Genomic DNA, 17364 nt, shown 5'->3' on the forward strand with positions numbered 1-17364 from the left:
CATGAGTTCGGGTAGGTTCAACTATTTTACGGTTTGCTCGCCGCAATTCCCATTCAAACGGCAATACGTGGAATAGTTTACAGAGCATTTCTTGAAGCAGGCTTTTATTCCCAAATATGACGCTGTGAGATGAGATGAAACCCTCAATTTTGAGATGAAATATTCGTGCTACTCCCCCGCCCTCACTATGCTTGAGGTGCAGAAAACCCGACCTGCCGGCGCTCCCAATGTCGGGACCGTATACCGGCAGGTCGGGTCTTCTTGTGTCCATTTCTGGCAGACAATAATGTTAGCGCTCTGGCCTCACGCTACGCGCCGGGCTTGACGCTATGCACCCGGCTTGATGTCGGGCGCTGAGGTTGACGCTATGCGCCGGCGCGTACCGCGTACATACCTTCAAGCATCGCTTCCAAGGACTGCACGACCGCGTGGCGGGGTGCGACCTCCAGCAGCGCTTCACCGTTACGGCGCAAACGGTCCATGACCTTACGCTCGTACGGGATCACGCCTGTGAGCGGAACCGACAGGTAGCGTGCCCAGTTATCGCGCATCTTCGCCTCGGGGTTGAATCCGGCGGCTTCGCGGCGGCTGCGGTTGAGCCAGTACTGCACATCCGTTTCGGGGGCGAAAAGATCCGGTCGCGACTGCACCTCGCGGGCAAGGTTAATCAGGCGCGGCAGGCCGATGACGTCCGCTTCACCGAGCGCAATTACGCGGTCGGCGCAGGCGAGCGCGGTGAGGGTCGCGGCGTTACGGCGCGGTGCCGGGCCGTCAAAGGTCAGTTCCTCGTCGACCTCGATGGGGGCGGCAACATCGCAGATGACCAGGTCGTAGCGGTGTTTGAGCCATTCGAGTACTTCGGCGAAGGCGCGGGCGCGCACCTCGGGCCAACGCGAGGAGGAAGTGATGCCGCTCAAGAAGTCGAAGGTGCCGTTTTTGAGGGGCACGCGCTCCATGATGGCTCCGGCTTTCTTCTCGTCGAGCTGGGCGCGGTCGGCGTCCGAGCAGAGAATTGCCAGACCGGAGCCGGTGTCCTCGAGCGCCATGAGCGCATCCAGGCTGGGCGCGTAGGTGTCTGCATCGATGAGGCAGACCTGCTGCCCCTGCTGCGCCGCGAGGGCGGCAAGGTTGAAGGCGATGGTGCTTCGACCGGGCGCGCCGTGAGTGCCCCAGACGGTCACAATTGTGCCGAGGCGGTGGCCCGGCTGGTAGCGGGAAGGCGCGGCGGGGTCCTGGTTAATGTCGGGGTGTTGCGGCAGAGTGCCGTCGTTGTTCTCGTTCTGCACATGCAGGGCGTAGTCGTTGCCGGGTGCGAAAGAGTCGACGATGGCGGCGGCCTGGCTGAGCACGGATTCCTCGTTGCTGGGCACGACGGAGGAGGCTTCCGCCGGGTCATGCGCGCTGGGTGTGCCGGGTGCACCGGGCGCGTTTCCGGCGGGCACCGCGGGGTCGATCCCGTAGCTTCCGTAGTCAGCACCGTAGGGCGCGCCGGCGTTTATAGCAGCGCCCGCGGCGGGGTCGTAGCCGTAGCCGCCCGCCCCATGGCCAGCAGCTCCGTTATCGTAACCGTAGCCACCGTACGCGCTGTCGTAGCCGTACCCTGCATCGTATCCGTAGCCTGCGTCCTGACCGTAGGCGGCGTGCGCCTCCGGCTGATGCACCGCCTGCGCGGGAGCCTGATTCGGGGTCTGTGCGGGAATGCCGTAGCCTACCGCGGGGCGGGCGAGTGCCGCATCCACCGCCTGTTCGAGCGAACCCAGGATTTCTTCGAGGGCTGCTTCGGGGCGGATGCGGTGCGCCTGCGTAGGCAGCGGCAGGTTGTCCGGGGCGATAACCGCCAGGAGCACTTCGGAGGCGGCGAGCGCGTCCACGGTGGAGGCGCTCATTTCGGCGGGCACGTGGACGCAGAGCAGTACGCGGGCGATGCCTGTATGTGCCATGCCCACGGCTTCGCTGAAGTCCTGCACGGTGCGCGCCACGGAGACGCGGCCGCGCTGAGATTCGATGCGGTTCAGGAGCGAGCCGTCATCGCCGTAGAGGATGACAGGGATGTTCACTGGCCCTCCCCGTAGGTGCCGGGGATGAGGCTGATCTTGGAGTCGCTATTGCTTTCCTTGACCAGGGCGGCGAGGGCTTCTTCCTTGACCCACAGCTGCACGGTTGCCTTGCCGTTGGCGCCAAGCACGCCTTCGTCGACCGTTACAGCAACGATTTCAGCGTTGGTGACGATGGCGCGGGCGCCGTTTTCAGTGCGGTTATCGCTCTTGGTGTCGGGGTTGCGCGGGCCGGAGGTCCACACGTCCACGCGCTCGCCCGCCTTCAGCGCGGAGGCTGCCGCACGGTCAATGCTGACGGTGGCGAGACGGCGGCCCGGGGAGGTTTCGGTGCCTACGGATTCCTTGCTGATGAGGTTACCGGCGGGGATGCGCTGAATCGCGATTTTGCCGTTCATCTGGGCGGCGTCGGCGCGGGTAAAGTACTTATCGTTGGCGGAGTCGATGTTCGCTTCGACTCGGGCTAGTTTGTCTTCGGTGATCTTCTCGCCGAGGCGAATCTCGCTTTTGGCGGTGTAGTACTCGGTTTTGCTGTTGTTGGCTTGCACGTAGAGCTGCACGCCAGTGATGGAGACGAGCACGAGAAGTACACCGAGGATGAATCGCCAGTCCTTGACGGTGGGCCTTTTGAGGCGCCTGGCGTGGGGCTCGGTGAGGGTGGAACGCTTCGTCGCGTTCTGTCGTATGCGCATGATGTGGTTGTGCCTTTCGGTGCGGAAGCCGGCGGTGATTCCGGGTGTTGTTCAACTGACCGATGAGCGAGTGGTGTGTTTTCGATAGTGCTTTGACTGGATTCTGGCACTAACCCTAACAGCATATTTCATTTAGTACTCGCTCTCAACAAGAGTCGCGTTTATGAAATATTTTTGAGTCTTGCCCCTTTTGAATGGGTAATTAGATAACTTTTCAGCTCATATAAGGCTTTTTGTGCGCAAATTTCATGGTGATGACATATACTGAAAGTACTCAATAGATGTTCCGTATGGACTCTATGTATAAGGCCGCTAACGGTGGCTAAGGGGCCCAGGATTTCACTCACGGAAAGGAATAATTCGATGACTGCACCTCGTTTCCTCACTCTGAGCGACGTTGCCGAGGAGCTGCAGGTTTCGCTTTCGCAGGTGCGTGCTCTGGTGCGTAGCGGCGAACTTCCCGCCATTCAGATTGGTGGACGTAACCAGTGGCGCATTGAACGCTCTCGTTTTGAAGAGTACATTACTGAGCGCCACGAGCAGACTCTGGAGGCGATTGCTTCCGGCAAGCTCACTGCAAAGGCTAAGGCTGAGTAGCATTCGACATGCACCTCGCGGGCGCAACGCTCGAGTGGTTTTAGAAAGGTCCGCTCCTCTCATTGAGATTTCAATGGAGAGGGGCGGACCTTTTTGTGTTTATTGTTGCTTTTATAAGGGAATTTATACTTGTCGAGGCGTTTTTATGGGCGTTCCCACAAATTGAACTGCCCACTATTTACCCCGTGCTTTTAGCGTGAGATACGGGCGATAACTGCGCTAATACGAGCCAGCGGAATGGTGCGCACGCCAGCGCCGCGAGGTGCACGGGAGTAGCCGGAGGCGCCCTGCCCGTAACCACCATGCCCGTAACCGCCCTGCTCGTAGGCTCCCTGCGCACCGTAGGCTGCACGCGCGTACTGGTCGCGTTCGTGGATGCGCGGGTACTGTCCACCGTTGAGCAGGCGCAATTCGAGGAAGTCGGCGCCAACTCGCTCAATCACGCCATCGTAACTGACGGTGCCGCCTTCGAGGGAGAGGCGGACGGGCTCGCGTGCCATGGCGAGGGAGCGCAGGGCGAGCTGGATTTTCATGCGGTAGCGTTCGGGGCGAACATCAGCGCGTCCGGGAGCTATGCCGCCTTCCCACCAAAGCATTCCGCGCAAGGGGATGATGATGTTCTCGCCGCGCGCTTCGATGCTGACCCATTCTTCGCCGACCATTTCGAGCTTACCTTCGTAGGTTTGCATGTCGGTGGCGCAGATACGGATGGGGCCGCCAACTTGTGCGAGGAGGCGGTCGTCGAGGGTGATGGTTGAATAGTGGACGCGGGCGACTTGGCGGGCGTCTTGTTCCATATCCCAGGCGCGTTCGGAGGCGAGGCGCGCCTCAATGTCTCGTAGGAACTTTTCCATGCTCATGCTATGACCCTACCTGAGGATGGATGCGGATACGAACCGGGGTGTTTTTCTGGTCGGGCAATGATTCTTGAGCCTAATTTTTGAAGCAAATTCCACCAAATTACATGTTTTTTATACATTTTGATGCGTTTTGCTTCATTTTTAACACGACTTCCTGTATAAATGAAGCAACATCAAAACACATCAAACACACCATTTGGAGGTCATTGTGGACCATCTTTCCACGCCGGGTTCAACCCCCGCAGCCTTCGCTTCGCATCCCCTTGCGTCCGTTACTCCTCTGGCATCTGGCGCTGACGCAGGTCATGAAACCAGCACCAAGGCTAACTACCAGGACGCTCTGCTCTTCATCGCCCCTCCCCTGCTTTCCGCGGCGGTCCTGGGCGCGTTGAGCGTGAACCTGCACCGCATCCCCTCGGCGCACCCTCTTGCTGACGCTTCGTTGCTCTGCGCTGGCGCGGCGGCAATCCTCATTACCGCCTGGTGGTTCATCAGTTTTATCTACGCGCTCTTCTACGCTCGTTCCCTGCGAGTTTCGAGCCGCAACGCTGACCGCGCTGTGCTGCAGGTTCCGGCGATTTTCCGTCCGCGTTTTATGCGCCGCATCGTTCTGACGCTCGGCGGCACGGCGCTCGGAGTGGGGGCGGTTCTGGCTCCCGCGCAAGCTACGGTGGCTACGCCCAGCAACGCGGGGCTGAACGGCGCGGAGGGCATACCGCAGACAACCATTTCAGCAGTTATGGCAGCAGATTCATCGATTACCGCGGCGGCAGACGCCAGCTCAGATGCGGTTCTCTCCGATACCGCCCCGAATCAGTCCGCTACTCCCCTGACCCTTTCTGCTGAGGTTCCCAATATTCCCCTGGCTCCCGAGCCTTCGGAGGCGGCAGGCTACTTGCAGGACCGTAGCCCTTTCTTTTCTCCTCCCCGCACCGAGGCGGGCACCTACTCTTACACGGTTCAGGCGGGCGATACGCTCTGGTCGATTGCCGCCGACCAGCTGGGCGAAGGCACCGACGCCTCCACCATTTACGACTACACCCTCGACATTTACGAGGCGAACAAGGACGCTCTGGGTCAGAACGCTGAGCTGCTCTACGAGGGGCAGGTTCTACAGATCCCCGAACAGCCCGTTCACTAACCTCACCCGCGTCTTCCACCCCATTCCACCTCATCCCAACAGTCTTTCGTTCGCTCAACTCACCTCACATACCCCTACACCGAAAGCCTCTGCACCGAAAGGAGCCGTCATGAGCTTCTCCAACCTTCTCCCCCGTTCCCCGTGGACCCCGCCGCATCAGCCTGCCTCCCGCGACAACCAGTCTGCCAGCCCGTACTCGAAGCGTCAGGCGGCACGCGCCTCCCAGCCGGTGGCTGCCGAGCAGGTGGCTCCGCTCCCCGAGCAGGGGCAGGGCACGATGACTCTGGTGCAGAGGCGCAACAGTCCCTCGGTTTATTCGCTGCTTCCTCTGCCGCGTTATGAGCAGCATTCGGCTCAGCGCCCGAAGGTAGTGAAGAGGGGCCGCCCGCTGCGTCCGGCGGATGCGCTAGCTCGCCAGCTGGAGGGCCGTTGCGCGGGTGTGGCTATTGCTTACCTGGAGATTATGTCGGCTCGTCGTTCGCGTCAGCAGCTGGCGCAGTGGGTATCAGCGGATTGTTTCCACCGTCTGTTGCCATTCTTCCCGAAGAACCCGCGTCAGGTGCGCAAGGAGATGCTGTTGACCCTTCCGCCGGTTCTGTTGCGGGTGCGAGCGCAGAAGGTACACGAGGAGCTCTACGAGGTGGTGGCGCTACTGCGTTGTGCGGATAAGGTGCGCGTGGTGACCATGCAGATGCGCCTGATTCACGGCATGTGGCTGATTACCGCAATTGAGCAGCCGCAGAGCCGCTTGGACGAAGACTAAGGCTTCCCCGGCTTCCCCTACAAAACACACAGACAAACAGAGAGGGTGCGAATCCAGTGTTGGATTCGCACCCTCTCTGCTAGGTCTATAGCATTTCAGCTTTTACGCTGAGGCTACTTGTCCTTCGAGCGTTCCACGTGAACCTGCTCGTGGCCGTCCTCATCCGGGGCGGAGTACTGCAGGAACTTCGGGCGCGAAGGCTCAGCCAGGCGCACGGCAGAAGCCTGAGTGCGCTGCTTGGACAGGTCAAGGTTGAACAGGTAGGTCACGGTCTCTTCACGGATCGCGCCGAGCATCGACTGGTACATGTCGTAGCCTTCACGCTGGTACTCGACCAGCGGGTCACGCTGAGCCATCGCACGCAGACCGATACCTTCCTTGAGGTATTCCATCTCGTACAGGTGCTCGGGCCAGCGCTCGCCGATGACGGACAGCATGACACGGCGTTCGATTTCGCGCATGCTCTCTTCGCCGACGCTCTTTTCACGCTCATCGTAGATGAGGTGTGCGTCCGCCAGGACTTCCTTCACGATCTGGTCGCGAGTAATCTTGGTGCGGTCTCCAGCGTCTTCAGCGAGGTCGTCCACGGTGATGGAGATGGGGTACACCTGCTTGAGGGCGCTCCAGAGCTCGTCGAAGTCCCAGTCCTCGGCGTGGCCTTCAGCGACGCGCGCGTCGATGATGGTGGTCAGCACCTCGTCCACGAAGCCGGAAATCTGGTCCTTCAGGTCGTCACCGTGCAGGATGCGGCCGCGGTCCTTGTAGATTGCTTCGCGCTGGCGGTTGAGCACGTCGTCATACTTGAGCACGTTCTTACGCTGCTCGGCGTTACGGCCCTCAACGTTTGCCTGTGCGGTAGCGATAGCGCGGCTAACGATCTTGGAGTCCAGCGCGGAGTCCTCGGGAGCTGCCGCCATGAGGCGGGTTGCCATGCCGGTGTTGAACAGGCGCATCAGTTCGTCGGTCAGCGACAGGTAGAAGCGGGACTCGCCCGGGTCGCCCTGACGGCCGGAACGACCGCGCAGCTGGTTGTCGATACGGCGGGACTCGTGACGCTCAGTGCCGAGCACGTACAGGCCACCGAGCTCGGTGACTTCCTTGTGCTCTTCTGCTGCGGCGTCTTCGCAGGCCTTCAGAACCTCGGGCCAGCGTGCCTCGTACGCCTCGGAGTTGCTGTTCGGGTCCAGGCCGAGCTCACGCATCTTTTCGACGGCCTCAAATTCGGGGTTACCGCCGAGCATAATGTCGGTACCACGACCAGCCATGTTGGTTGCCACGGTGACGGCGCCCTTACGGCCCGCCTGCGCAACAATAGCTGCTTCACGCTCGTTGTTCTTTGCGTTCAGCACCTCGTGGCGCACGCCTTCCTTCGCCAGCTGGCGGGAAAGGTATTCGGAGTTCTCCACGCTTGCGGTACCGACCAGAATCGGCTGGCCCTTTTCGTGGCGTTCCTTAATGTCCTTGACGACCGCCTTGAACTTGGCGATTTCGTCGCGGTACACCTTATCGGGGTTGTCGATGCGCTGCACACCCTTGTTGGTGGGGATGGGCACCACGCCGAGCTCATAGGTGTTCATGAACTCTGCCGCTTCGGTTTCCGCGGTACCGGTCATACCGGACAGCTTGTCGTACATGCGGAAGTAGTTCTGCAGAGTCACGGTCGCCATGGTCTGGTTCTCAGGCTTGATTTCGACGCCTTCCTTCGCCTCAATCGCCTGGTGGATGCCGTCATTGTAGCGGCGGCCCGGCAGAATACGACCGGTGTGCTCGTCAACAATCAGGACCTCGCCGTCAATGACCACGTAGTCCTTGTTGTTGGTGAACAGCTCCTTCGCCTTAATGGAGTTGTTCAGGAAGCCAATGAGCGGGGTGTTCTTGGATTCGTAGAGGTTCTTCACACCCAGGTGGTCTTCCACCTTGTCAATGCCGGGTTCAAGGATGCCGACGGTGCGCTTCTTCTCGTCTACTTCGTAGTCTTCACCGCGCTTAAGCAGGGTCGCAGCAATGCGCGCGAACTCTGCGTACCAGCGGTTCGCCTCACCGGCTGCGGGGCCGGAAATGATCAGAGGGGTACGTGCCTCATCAATCAGGATGGAGTCCACCTCATCGATAATGGCGAAGTTGTGGCCGCGCTGAACCTGCTCCTCCACGGTCCACGCCATGTTGTCACGCAGGTAGTCGAAGCCGAACTCGTTGTTCGTACCGTAAGTGATGTCTGCGGCGTACTGCTTACGACGCTCGTCAGGCTCCATGGATGACAGAATCACGCCGCACTCCATGCCGAGGAAGCGGAACACGCGACCCATGAGGTTCGCCTGGTACTCAGCCAGGTAGTCGTTCACGGTCACAATGTGCACGCCCTTGCCGCTGAGCGCGTTCAGGTACGCGGGCAGGGTCGCAACGAGGGTCTTACCCTCACCGGTCTTCATTTCGGCAATGTTGCCCAGGTGCAGCGCTGCACCACCCATGAGCTGCACGTCGTAGTGGCGCTTGCCCAGGGTACGCTTGGATGCTTCACGGACCACCGCAAAGGCCTCCGGCAGCATAATGTCGAGGGATTCGCCGTCCTTGACGCGCTCGCGGAACTTGTCGGTCTCTGCTCGCAGTTCCTCATCGGTCATCGATGCGAAGCTGTCCTCGAGCGAGTTCACCGCCTTAGTGTACGCTTCGAGCTGTCGCAGAACCCTCTTATCGCCGGTTCGGAGGATTTTCTCCAAGAAAGATGCCACTGAGCTTCTACTCCTTGCTTGTTTCGGTACCCTCACCAAGTGCGCGCTGTGAGGCCTTCCTACATATTGTATGGCAGAGCCGCCTAATTCGCCCGTCCGAGCTCTTTTTTACGCTCTGCGCCCACGAGGTGACATTTGGTGACACTCGAATCTTTCACCCTCCGGTTGAGGCAGAGCCGATCCATCCGTCTAAAGGAACAGATGTGTGGAGGGCAAAGAAAAACCCGGGGGCCTGGAGAAACACGGTGTGTATTCCCAGACCGCCCGGGTCTTGAGCCTACTCGCTGAGTACGACCCCTAAAGAGCCTTACGCCTCAGCATCCAGCAGGTACGTTAGTTTTTACTCGTTGTCCAGAGTAATGATGCCGTAGCTCCAGCCCTTACGGCGGTATGCCGCAGCCGGTGCGCCGGTCTCGCTGTCAATGTACAGGTAGAAGTCGTGGCCGACCAGTTCCATACGGTCAACAGCTTCTGCGGGAGTCAGACGCTCGCCCTTGAAGCTCTTGTGGCGAATCTCGATGGGAGATGCGGCTTCGTCGGCGAGGGTGACCTCGCTGTTATCGAATGCTGCTTCTTCAACCGGAACATCCGGCAGCAGAATCTCGGTAATTGCTTCGGTAACCACGGGAATCGATCCGGTAGCGTCCGCCACGGAGACGGGGTGCTTGCCACCGCGCTTGTGCAGCTTGCGGCGGTCACGTGCACGGCGCAGACGCTCCAGGAGCTTGCCGTAGGTTTCATCGAAGACCGCGAACTTGTCGTGACCCTGGGCTTCGGAACGGAGGACAGGACCAGTACCAACAACGGTAATCTCAACGCGGATGGACTCGCCACCCAGGTGACCGTCCTTGCTGAACTTGACGTCGATGTCCTTCACGTTATCGCCGAGCTGAGCGAACTTCTGAACCTTCTCGCTCACGTACTCTTCCAGGCGTTCGGTGACCTTGATATTGCGGCCGTAGATGTTGACTTCCACGATCATTCCCTCCAGGTTGGGGGCTTATACCGCGTCCGGCTGGACCCGGTACGGGGGTTCGACTCCAATGCCGTTCCCTTGTCTATATTCTAGTACGAAACATGTTTCATATCACTAGATATGACAAATATTTAGCCTAAATAATAGCTATTCGTCCGTCTGCGAACTTTATTCGCCAAAAATCGTGTATCTCTTGCAACTAACTACAAGAAACGCTATGTCTGAGCCTTTTTCGGTACCGCCGCCACAGCACACACGCCCAGCACCCGCGAACCGGATTCCTGTAGCACACGCACCATCTCAGAGGCGGTCGCACCGGTGGTCACCACATCATCACAAATAACGCTCACCCGACCCGTGCACAGGGCAGGCTCCATGACGCGCAAGGCACCGTGCATCCGCTCGGCACGCCCCACAGCGCCCAGGCTCTTCTGCTCATTCTTTGTCTCAGAGGCGCTAAGGAGAAAAGCACCCACACGAGAAGATAGGGAGGCGCCGCTCCCCCGCCGACCGCGAGGAACGTACCCGATAACGTCCACAGCGCGCACCCGCACCGAGGCAGGCAGACGCTTATTAAGCTGACGCGCCGCCTCCTGCACCAAAAGATTCGCCGGCGCATAGCCGCGGCGGCGCACGCTCTGGGCAGAGGACGGCGCCGGAATCAGCAGAACCTCAACCGGTGCGGCGGAGGTGCCCACAGAAGAGATAGAAGACCCCGGTACGCTCTGAAGCTCAACCCGATGCGCCCGAAGAAGCTCGTACACGCTACGCGCCAAACCCTCTCCCAACAGGGGCAGCAGGTCGGTACGGCCCGCATTCTTCAACGCCAACAGGGCACGCGGCATGATCCCCTCATAACGGGATGCCGCACGCACCTCGGGAGCAGCCGCGCCATCAAGAGGTTGCAGAGCATATACTCGCTCCACCTTAGCCAACGCCGAACGCAACTGCGGCAAGCAAGCCTCACACAGTGGCGAGCCTGCCCCATAGGCGACCGGCACCGCACAGCACGGGCAAGTACGCGGCATCAATACCTCGCCCAAAGCCCCGCTGGCGCTCTTGAGAGCGCCCGCAAGCCCGGTCAGAGACTTGCTCCAGGACCCATTCACGGGCTCGTTCAAACCACGCTGTACTGAACTCACCAAAAACAACCTTTCCGCGCGCGCCGCTCCCCGCTACAGGGGCTAACCGGCGTAACTAATCTCGTGCAGGGTCGTGTCCAGGCGGATCCAGCCGCGCTCCTCCATCAGGTAGCACGAACCGTCAGAACGGTGAGCAATAATATTCGACGTATTATCCGCCGTCGAAATGGTCATCACACCATCCAGACGGTCCAGCTTCGTCTCTTCACCGCTGAGGGAAATCACCTCAGACTCACCATTCTTCACGTTCACCACCACGACGCTCTGGTCGCCAGCCCAACGGGCATTACGCGGAGTCACAGAAGAGCTCAGACGCACCATCTCCGTCAGACGCAGAGGCTTACCGGCATCATCACGCACAATACCGGAAATAATCACAGCCGACGCACCCTCAGTAGAGGCCACAATCGCCATGCGGGCACCATCGTGCGAAACGTTCACGCTCGTAAAGCTCAAATTACGCTGCCAGGATAGACCAATATCAACACCGCGCTCACGCTCGGTTGCATCCTCAGAATCCGGTTTGAAGGCACGAACAATACCCTCACCATCGGCTGCCCACACCCAGCCATACGCATCAAAACTGGGAGCAGTCAGAGCGGTACTCTGCCACACGCGGCGGGCAGTACCCTGATACACCGTGTACAGGCTCGCGGCATCGTTCGCCAAGCAGGCGTAAACATCCGCCGAATAGCCCATCGCCGGGGAACTCAACTGGGTCACACCACGCAGAAGCAATTGTTCACCCGCATTGCTCATATAGTCATCACGCGCCACCATCTGGCCGTTCGAATTAATAGCAACCGTGCGGGCAGGAACACCCGGGTTCAGCTTCACCGCAGAAAAGCCGCTCGGCGCGTTCTCAGGAATCAGAGTGCCGTTATAGAAAACCTCAGTCTTGCCCAGACCCGAGAAGTTCTCCAAGCCGTGCATAATCTGCTCACGCACACGCGCCAAACGGTTATCGTCCAGGTGCTCACCCGAGAGGCGAACCAGCACATCCTGGTTATCGCTCATAGTTGCCGTCTCAAGGCTCATCGACTCGTTCAACGCCGAGAACGCGACGTCCTTCAGGTAGGACGCCGGGCCAGCCATCAGCGTACGCACCAGCAACTCAAAATAGCGATCCGTATGCGGGAACCAACGAATATCCGGCACAGCATAACGGAACGCACGATCGTAGAAGTACAGGCGGCACGGGCTAAACACGCGCTCAAACTCGGCACCATCCAGCCACAGACCATCCGGGCAGGAGCTAATACGCCACTGGTTATCTTCCATAACCATGGTGAAATCCTGAGTCTCAGTCTGAGCCTCCGGGAATGTGCTCGTAATACCTTGACTATTCACAGTCGCCGTCTGCTGGAAACGCACATGATACGTACCCTCGGCAGCTCCACTATCGTCACTGCGAGGCTGCACCGTATTACGGTACACGCGAGTCGTACCCATAGGATTCCAACGGCGCGCAAAAGAAGAGCTCAAATACTGGCGCGCCACAGCATAATTCTCAATGCTGTCCACACCAGCACGCACGAAGCCCTCAATAATCGCCTCGGGGGTAGCACCCGCCAGCGGTCCCGGCGCACGCGCCGGAGAAGTGTTAACGCTCTTCACGTCCAGACCGCTGCTGTGCTGAGTCACTCGATCGTTCGAGGGAAGACCCGCGCAAGAGCTCACGAGCGTCGCCAAAGACACCGCACCCCAAGACAGCGCGGCGCGTCGAGAAACAATAGCCCTATGAGCCATGGAGGTCTTAACCTTCCTCTACGAACAAAGACAAACAATCACCAACTACCGTTGCAGGCCACCGCAACACGGTGAAAAGATAACCACGGCGAAATAGCAACACCGTGAAAACATATCTGCATTGATTGTACTGGGTGAACAGTGCAAATACGCAAGGATAAGCGTAAATACAGCCGAGCAACACCAACGCACCGATATATGACAGAAGCCTAAAGCCTCTCCCCGTTTGAACCCCTTAGAGCTCGCCCTCAAGGTTCGCACGAGGAGCAATATTGGGCAGCGTATCCTTCGCGGTCGCCGAACGATGCGCACTCACCTCAGGCTCACCCGTCACCAAAACCGGCGACTCGCCCAAAGGCGCACCGTGAATCAGCGGCAGGTTCATCGTGAAGCAGGCACCGCGGCCCTTCTCGCCCCACGCCTCAATCGTGCCGCCGTGCAGACGCACATCCTCAGCAGCAATCGACAGACCCAGACCCGTACCGCCCAGGGTGCGCTTACGGGAAGTATCAGCACGCCAGAAACGGTTGAACACCTGAACAGCCTCATCCTCAGACAGACCGATACCGTGGTCACGCACCGCAACACCCAGGTTCGTGGCATTCGCACCCACGTACACGTCAATCGGGCGGGACTCGCCGTGCTCAATCGCGTTGTACAGCAGGTTACGGAGCACACGCTCAATACGCACGCGGTCCATATCAACCATGATGCTCTCATGGCTCGTATGCACGTTCAGCTTAGTATTCGTGCGCTCCAGGTGCGGCAGAGCCTCCTGCAAAATATTCGACAGCACACGCATGAAGTCTTCAGTGTCGATGGTCAGCATTGCGCTACCTGCATCGAAACGAGAAATCTCCAGCAGGTCAGAAAGCATCGACTGGAAACGATCCACCTGATCGTGCAGAAGCTCCACGGTGCGGCTCTGCGTGCGCTCCATCTCGTCACGCGTATCGTACAGAAGTTCCGTACCCAAACGCACCGTCGACAGCGGAGTACGCAACTCATGCGACACGTCAGACACAAAGCGCTGCTGCAGAGTCGACAGGCGCTCCAGCTGAACAATTTTCTCCTGCAGCGAGTCAGCCATCAGGTTGAAGGAATAGCCCAGACGCGCCGCCTGATGCTCACCGTGTACAGACACGCGCTGATCCAGATCGCCAGCAGCCAGCTTCTCCGCCGTAATAGCGGTCTGCGTAATCGGGCGGACCACAAAACGAGTCACAATCCACACCACAGAAAGCACCACAGTAAGCAGTGCGCAGAAACCGCCAAAAAGAACAAAGTTAATATGCGCAATCGTGGCGGAAGAATCCGTCATATCGTACACAAGGAACAAACCGTAATTAGGGTTCTGTGCAATAGAAATATGTGTACCAACAATAAGCACCGGATAGGTACGCTCACGATTATTTTCGACAGTAGTCACCGTAGACGTCTGCCAGAAAATACCATCTTTATCGCGAACAGTTTGTTTGAAATCATTCGGAATACTCGAAGAATTCAAAGAATTATTACTGCTCTGCTCAGGAATAAAACCCTGCTTACCTTGACCTTCCAAAGGCACAAGAATCCAATTGCGCTTACCCGAGCTACCCGCATCCAGCACGGTCAGGGTACGGCTCACATTACGGCGAATTTCGCTGTCACTACGGGCCTCAGAGGAGTCCAGCACGCTCTGAACGTTACGGAAACCACTCTCCGATTCCGCCAGCGCCTGACCCTTCTGATTCTCAAAAAGACTCGTCGCAATCTGGCTCGACAAGGACCAACCCACCATCAAGAAGCTCAGGAACATCATGATGCCCGCAGTGCCCAAAGCACGGAACTGCAGAGATTCCTTCCACAGACGCTGAGCGCGCTGCATCAGGCTCCTACTACTCTGCTTTTTCGCCTTACGCGGCTTGGAAGTGCGGGTACGCGAAGAGGCGGAGGCTACCGCCTCCGCCGTCAAAGCGCCGTGCTCATGGCTCGACTTCGCAACAGACAATCAGGTTATCCCTTCGCCTATGAATAGCTTCCGCTTAGCTACCGGAAGATCCCACCAGCTCGGCCGGAATCTTGTAGCCAACGCCACGGACCGTCTGAATAAAACGATCCGCACCCAGCTCATCAAACTTAGCGCGCAGACGCTGGACATGCACGTTTACCAGAGAATCGCTCACATCAGTGTAGCCCCAGACCATGTCCAGCAACTCCTGGCGGCTCAACGCCTGACCGGGGTGACGCACCAGCGCAGCCAGCAGGTCAAACTCCAGAGGAGTCATGGGAACCTCAGTGCTGTGGTACTTGACGGTACGACCATCCATATCCATGACAATATCGCCAATGGACACGACCAGCTGGCGGCTCTCACGCGGACGCAAACGAGTGCGAATACGCGCCAACAATTCAGCGTGCTTAAAAGGCTTAGCAATGTAATCATCAGCGCCAGCCTCAAGACCCTTCACAACATCTTCAGTGTCGCTTTTAGCGGTCAACATAATAATCGGCACATTAGAAGAGCGGCGAATTTGCTGGCAGACTTCAATACCGTTCATGCCAGGAAGCATCAAATCCAAAAGCACCAAATCGGGAGTGGAGCGCATAAAAGTTTCAAAAGCGCGGCCGCCATTTTCGCAGAAAACAGCGTTAAAGCCCTCTTGCGCGAGCACGAGGCCAATCATTTCCGCCAGAGCATCATCGTCATCAACCACCAAAATGGTGTGTGCGTCGCTTGCGCTCACAGTACCTCCCTAAAGAAAAGTCGTAAATACTTACATAAAAATGCTGATTCTCCAATCATACCGCGCACTCAGCCAATGCACGGGCACAATCTGTCACCCGAGCCAACGAAGCCGTGGCGTCCAGCACACTCACCATACCCGGGGTGGGTGCAGAAGGCACCGAACCCGTTTGCGGGTGCTCATCAGCCATCAAACCCAGCGCATTCAACTGCGTCGGTTCAAGACCAACCTCACGCCACAGGCTGTACAGACGGCGCACCTGATCAGGAACCCGTGCAGAAGTCACCACCGGCAGCCACAGCTGAGCCTGAGCCTCCAAAAGCTGCGCCACAGGTTCCCAGGAACGAGGATCGCTCAGCGGAGGAACCTGCAGCATGCCCGGACCCTTCAACCGGGCACGGTCAGGATGCAACAGCAAAGCACAGGGAGCGGCACCCTCGACCTGCATAGCTTTCAACAGCGCCAAAGCGTCAAGGGCAGGACGGGGCTGAGTCAGAAGCTTCAGCTCCTGCACCGGTTTGAGCGCGGTGCCGTCCACATCCAGGATGAGCTGCAGGTTCAGCTCCGCGAAGCGCTCCGCCACACGGCGGTACACCTGCTGATAGTAGTGAGGTTGCAGCGAAGGCAACGAACGGAAGCCACTCACCGTAGGGATAGAGCCCTCCATCAGACGCTGAAACTCCGACTCGTCCAGTTGCACCGCAATCAGCGCTTGGGGAGACTGCAGAGCCTCACGCAGAGACTCCACCCAACGCTCCAGTCCTTCCAAGAACGATTCCAGCAGGTCACGGCTCGCCCCTGCATCACTGATGGCACGCTCGCCACCGGGTAGGTAGATGCTGGCTGCGAGGGTCAGCGGACCAACCAGCTGAATCTTATACACCGCAGCGGAGCCCTCAACACCGGAGGTGAACCTCTTCTTCTGCGCGCCCACACGGTCAGCTAGAAGGTTGATATCGGAGAGCAGACGGTCCTTCGCCAAGGCAGACTCGCGCGCTCCCCTGCCGCCGCTATGCACCATGCGCCAGCCAAACGAGACACCGTCAAAGGCAAGTCCCTCGCACACCGCCAGGGTGCGTGCCAGCGGGGTAGCCCGCCAGCCCAACGCCGGCAGATGCGGCAGGAACGGCAAGTGCGGGGAACCCAGCTCACCTTCTACACGGGACATCGCCTCAGCCAGATCATCGCCGGGAAAATCACCCCGACCGCTAGCGCGCACCAGCGGACGCTCAGTAGCGAGCGTAGCAAGGTCCTGCTCGGTCAGTTCGTCGCCTTCGGGGGCACGGTACTCACCGGGCAGTAGCAGGCGCTCCGGCACCGGCTCGGTGCGGGCATTCTGGCGGGAGGAAGATTGAGGGGGCATAAACGAGTGAGGTTAAGACAGGTTAGGGAAAAGTGCGGGCGGGTCGATGCTCTGCCACTGGACGCTCAGCACGATGGATGCTCAGCAGGGATGAGAGCGGGGCTTTTCGGAGAGGCTGAGATCTCGAAGAGGGTGAAATCTTAGAAAGTCTTAGCTTTCAGACTTTTCAGTCTCTTCGTCCTGGTCAGCGTGCTCGTTCGCGATGCGCACGTGGTGGCGAATCACCTCAGAGATGATGAAGTTCAGGAACTTCTCCGCGAATTCCGGGTCCAGGCTGGATTCCTTCGCCATGGCACGCAGGCGAGCAATCTGTGCCTCTTCACGGCCGGGGTCGCCGGCGGGCAGGTTGTGCTCAGCCTTCAGGACGCCCACGCGCTTGGTTGCCTGAAAACGCTCCGCGAGGATGTGCACCAACGCTGCATCGAAGTTGTCGATGGAGCGGCGCATGGCGAAGAGCTCCTCGTAAACCTCCGGCGCGACTTCATCGCCCATGGAGGTGGCGTGGGGGTCAAATTCGCAGGAAGTGTGTTCGGCAGTCATCGGTCTCTCCTCAGTCCGGTTGTGGTCTTCTG

General features: G+C 58.9%; 14 protein-coding genes. 3 read left to right on the forward strand and 11 right to left on the reverse strand.

Annotated elements, in window-relative coordinates; all coding sequences use genetic code 11:
* Positions 1–365 precede the first annotated feature (365 nt).
* Together HMPREF2527_RS07770 and HMPREF2527_RS07775 are read right to left on the reverse strand one after the other, a co-directional pair.
* A complete protein-coding gene (locus tag HMPREF2527_RS07770; protein ID WP_070507569.1) occupies positions 366–2057 on the reverse strand; it encodes a CpaE/TadZ family protein in 1692 nt (563 codons plus the stop codon).
* The gene (locus HMPREF2527_RS07775; RefSeq protein ID WP_012903218.1) at positions 2054–2746 is read right to left on the reverse strand and encodes an SAF domain-containing protein; all 693 of its coding nucleotides are present in this window, start codon (positions 2744–2746) and stop codon (positions 2054–2056) included. Before HMPREF2527_RS07775 ends, HMPREF2527_RS07770 begins: the two co-directional genes overlap by 4 nt.
* Before the next feature lie 363 nt (positions 2747–3109).
* On the opposite strand from HMPREF2527_RS07775, the gene HMPREF2527_RS07780 reads away from it, so the two are divergent.
* Positions 3110–3343: a helix-turn-helix domain-containing protein gene (locus HMPREF2527_RS07780; RefSeq protein WP_044150292.1), complete on the forward strand. Its 234-nt coding sequence runs from the start codon at positions 3110–3112 to the stop codon at positions 3341–3343.
* 191 nt (positions 3344–3534) lie between these two features.
* Here HMPREF2527_RS07780 and HMPREF2527_RS07785 read toward each other — a convergent pair whose 3' ends face one another.
* Entirely contained in the window at positions 3535–4203 is a 669-nt protein-coding gene (locus HMPREF2527_RS07785; RefSeq protein ID WP_070507572.1) for a histidine kinase, read from the reverse strand.
* Between the two features lie 208 nt (positions 4204–4411).
* Between HMPREF2527_RS07785 and HMPREF2527_RS07790 the strand changes: the two genes are divergently transcribed.
* The gene (locus tag HMPREF2527_RS07790; protein ID WP_070507664.1) at positions 4412–5344 is read left to right on the forward strand and encodes a LysM peptidoglycan-binding domain-containing protein; all 933 of its coding nucleotides are present in this window, start codon (positions 4412–4414) and stop codon (positions 5342–5344) included.
* 109 nt (positions 5345–5453) lie between these two features.
* Positions 5454–6107, forward strand: coding sequence for an Rv3235 family protein (locus HMPREF2527_RS07795; protein ID WP_070507575.1), 654 nt, complete (start codon positions 5454–5456; stop codon positions 6105–6107).
* Between the two features lie 113 nt (positions 6108–6220).
* Here HMPREF2527_RS07795 and secA read toward each other — a convergent pair whose 3' ends face one another.
* The 8 genes from secA to HMPREF2527_RS07835 form a co-directional block, all read right to left on the reverse strand.
* Positions 6221–8836, reverse strand: a complete 2616-nt coding sequence (gene secA / locus HMPREF2527_RS07800; RefSeq protein WP_070507577.1) for a preprotein translocase subunit SecA — start codon at positions 8834–8836, stop codon at positions 6221–6223.
* Positions 8837–9176: 340 nt separating this feature from the next.
* The gene (gene hpf / locus HMPREF2527_RS07805) at positions 9177–9818 is read right to left on the reverse strand and encodes a ribosome hibernation-promoting factor, HPF/YfiA family (protein ID WP_239665130.1); all 642 of its coding nucleotides are present in this window, start codon (positions 9816–9818) and stop codon (positions 9177–9179) included.
* 209 nt (positions 9819–10027) lie between these two features.
* Positions 10028–10954 carry a ComF family protein gene (locus tag HMPREF2527_RS07810; protein ID WP_070507579.1) on the reverse strand — a complete coding sequence of 309 codons (927 nt, stop codon included), beginning with the start codon at positions 10952–10954 and terminating at the stop codon, positions 10028–10030.
* A gap of 42 nt (positions 10955–10996) precedes the next feature.
* A complete protein-coding gene (locus HMPREF2527_RS07815) occupies positions 10997–12703 on the reverse strand; it encodes an LpqB family beta-propeller domain-containing protein (RefSeq protein ID WP_070507581.1) in 1707 nt (568 codons plus the stop codon).
* 235 nt (positions 12704–12938) lie between these two features.
* Positions 12939–14693 (reverse strand): MtrAB system histidine kinase MtrB, encoded by a 1755-nt coding sequence (gene mtrB, locus HMPREF2527_RS07820; protein ID WP_049358412.1) that lies wholly within the window; start codon positions 14691–14693, stop codon positions 12939–12941.
* Positions 14694–14727: 34 nt separating this feature from the next.
* Positions 14728–15429, reverse strand: coding sequence for an MtrAB system response regulator MtrA (gene mtrA, locus HMPREF2527_RS07825; RefSeq protein ID WP_080976694.1), 702 nt, complete (start codon positions 15427–15429; stop codon positions 14728–14730).
* Positions 15430–15484: 55 nt separating this feature from the next.
* Positions 15485–16792, reverse strand: coding sequence for a uroporphyrinogen decarboxylase/cobalamine-independent methonine synthase family protein (locus HMPREF2527_RS07830; protein ID WP_049349470.1), 1308 nt, complete (start codon positions 16790–16792; stop codon positions 15485–15487).
* Between the two features lie 150 nt (positions 16793–16942).
* Positions 16943–17332, reverse strand: coding sequence for a chorismate mutase (locus HMPREF2527_RS07835; RefSeq protein ID WP_044150288.1), 390 nt, complete (start codon positions 17330–17332; stop codon positions 16943–16945).
* Positions 17333–17364 lie beyond the last annotated feature (32 nt).

The organism is Rothia sp. HMSC071B01, assembly GCF_001808945.1.
Classification (GTDB): domain Bacteria; phylum Actinomycetota; class Actinomycetes; order Actinomycetales; family Micrococcaceae; genus Rothia.

What these genes read in the sequence shown, in the direction of transcription:
- HMPREF2527_RS07775 (WP_012903218.1), bottom strand. Translation starts at nt 2,746, where the DNA reads ATGCGCATACGACAGAACGCGACGAAGCGTTCCACCCTCACCGAGCCC.
- HMPREF2527_RS07780 (WP_044150292.1), top strand. Translation starts at nt 3,110, where the DNA reads ATGACTGCACCTCGTTTCCTCACTCTGAGCGACGTTGCCGAGGAGCTG.
- HMPREF2527_RS07785 (WP_070507572.1), bottom strand. Translation starts at nt 4,203, where the DNA reads ATGAGCATGGAAAAGTTCCTACGAGACATTGAGGCGCGCCTCGCCTCC.
- HMPREF2527_RS07795 (WP_070507575.1), top strand. Translation starts at nt 5,454, where the DNA reads ATGAGCTTCTCCAACCTTCTCCCCCGTTCCCCGTGGACCCCGCCGCAT.
- hpf (WP_239665130.1), bottom strand. Translation starts at nt 9,818, where the DNA reads ATGATCGTGGAAGTCAACATCTACGGCCGCAATATCAAGGTCACCGAA.
- HMPREF2527_RS07815 (WP_070507581.1), bottom strand. Translation starts at nt 12,703, where the DNA reads ATGGCTCATAGGGCTATTGTTTCTCGACGCGCCGCGCTGTCTTGGGGT.
- HMPREF2527_RS07830 (WP_049349470.1), bottom strand. Translation starts at nt 16,792, where the DNA reads ATGCCCCCTCAATCTTCCTCCCGCCAGAATGCCCGCACCGAGCCGGTG.
- HMPREF2527_RS07835 (WP_044150288.1), bottom strand. Translation starts at nt 17,332, where the DNA reads ATGACTGCCGAACACACTTCCTGCGAATTTGACCCCCACGCCACCTCC.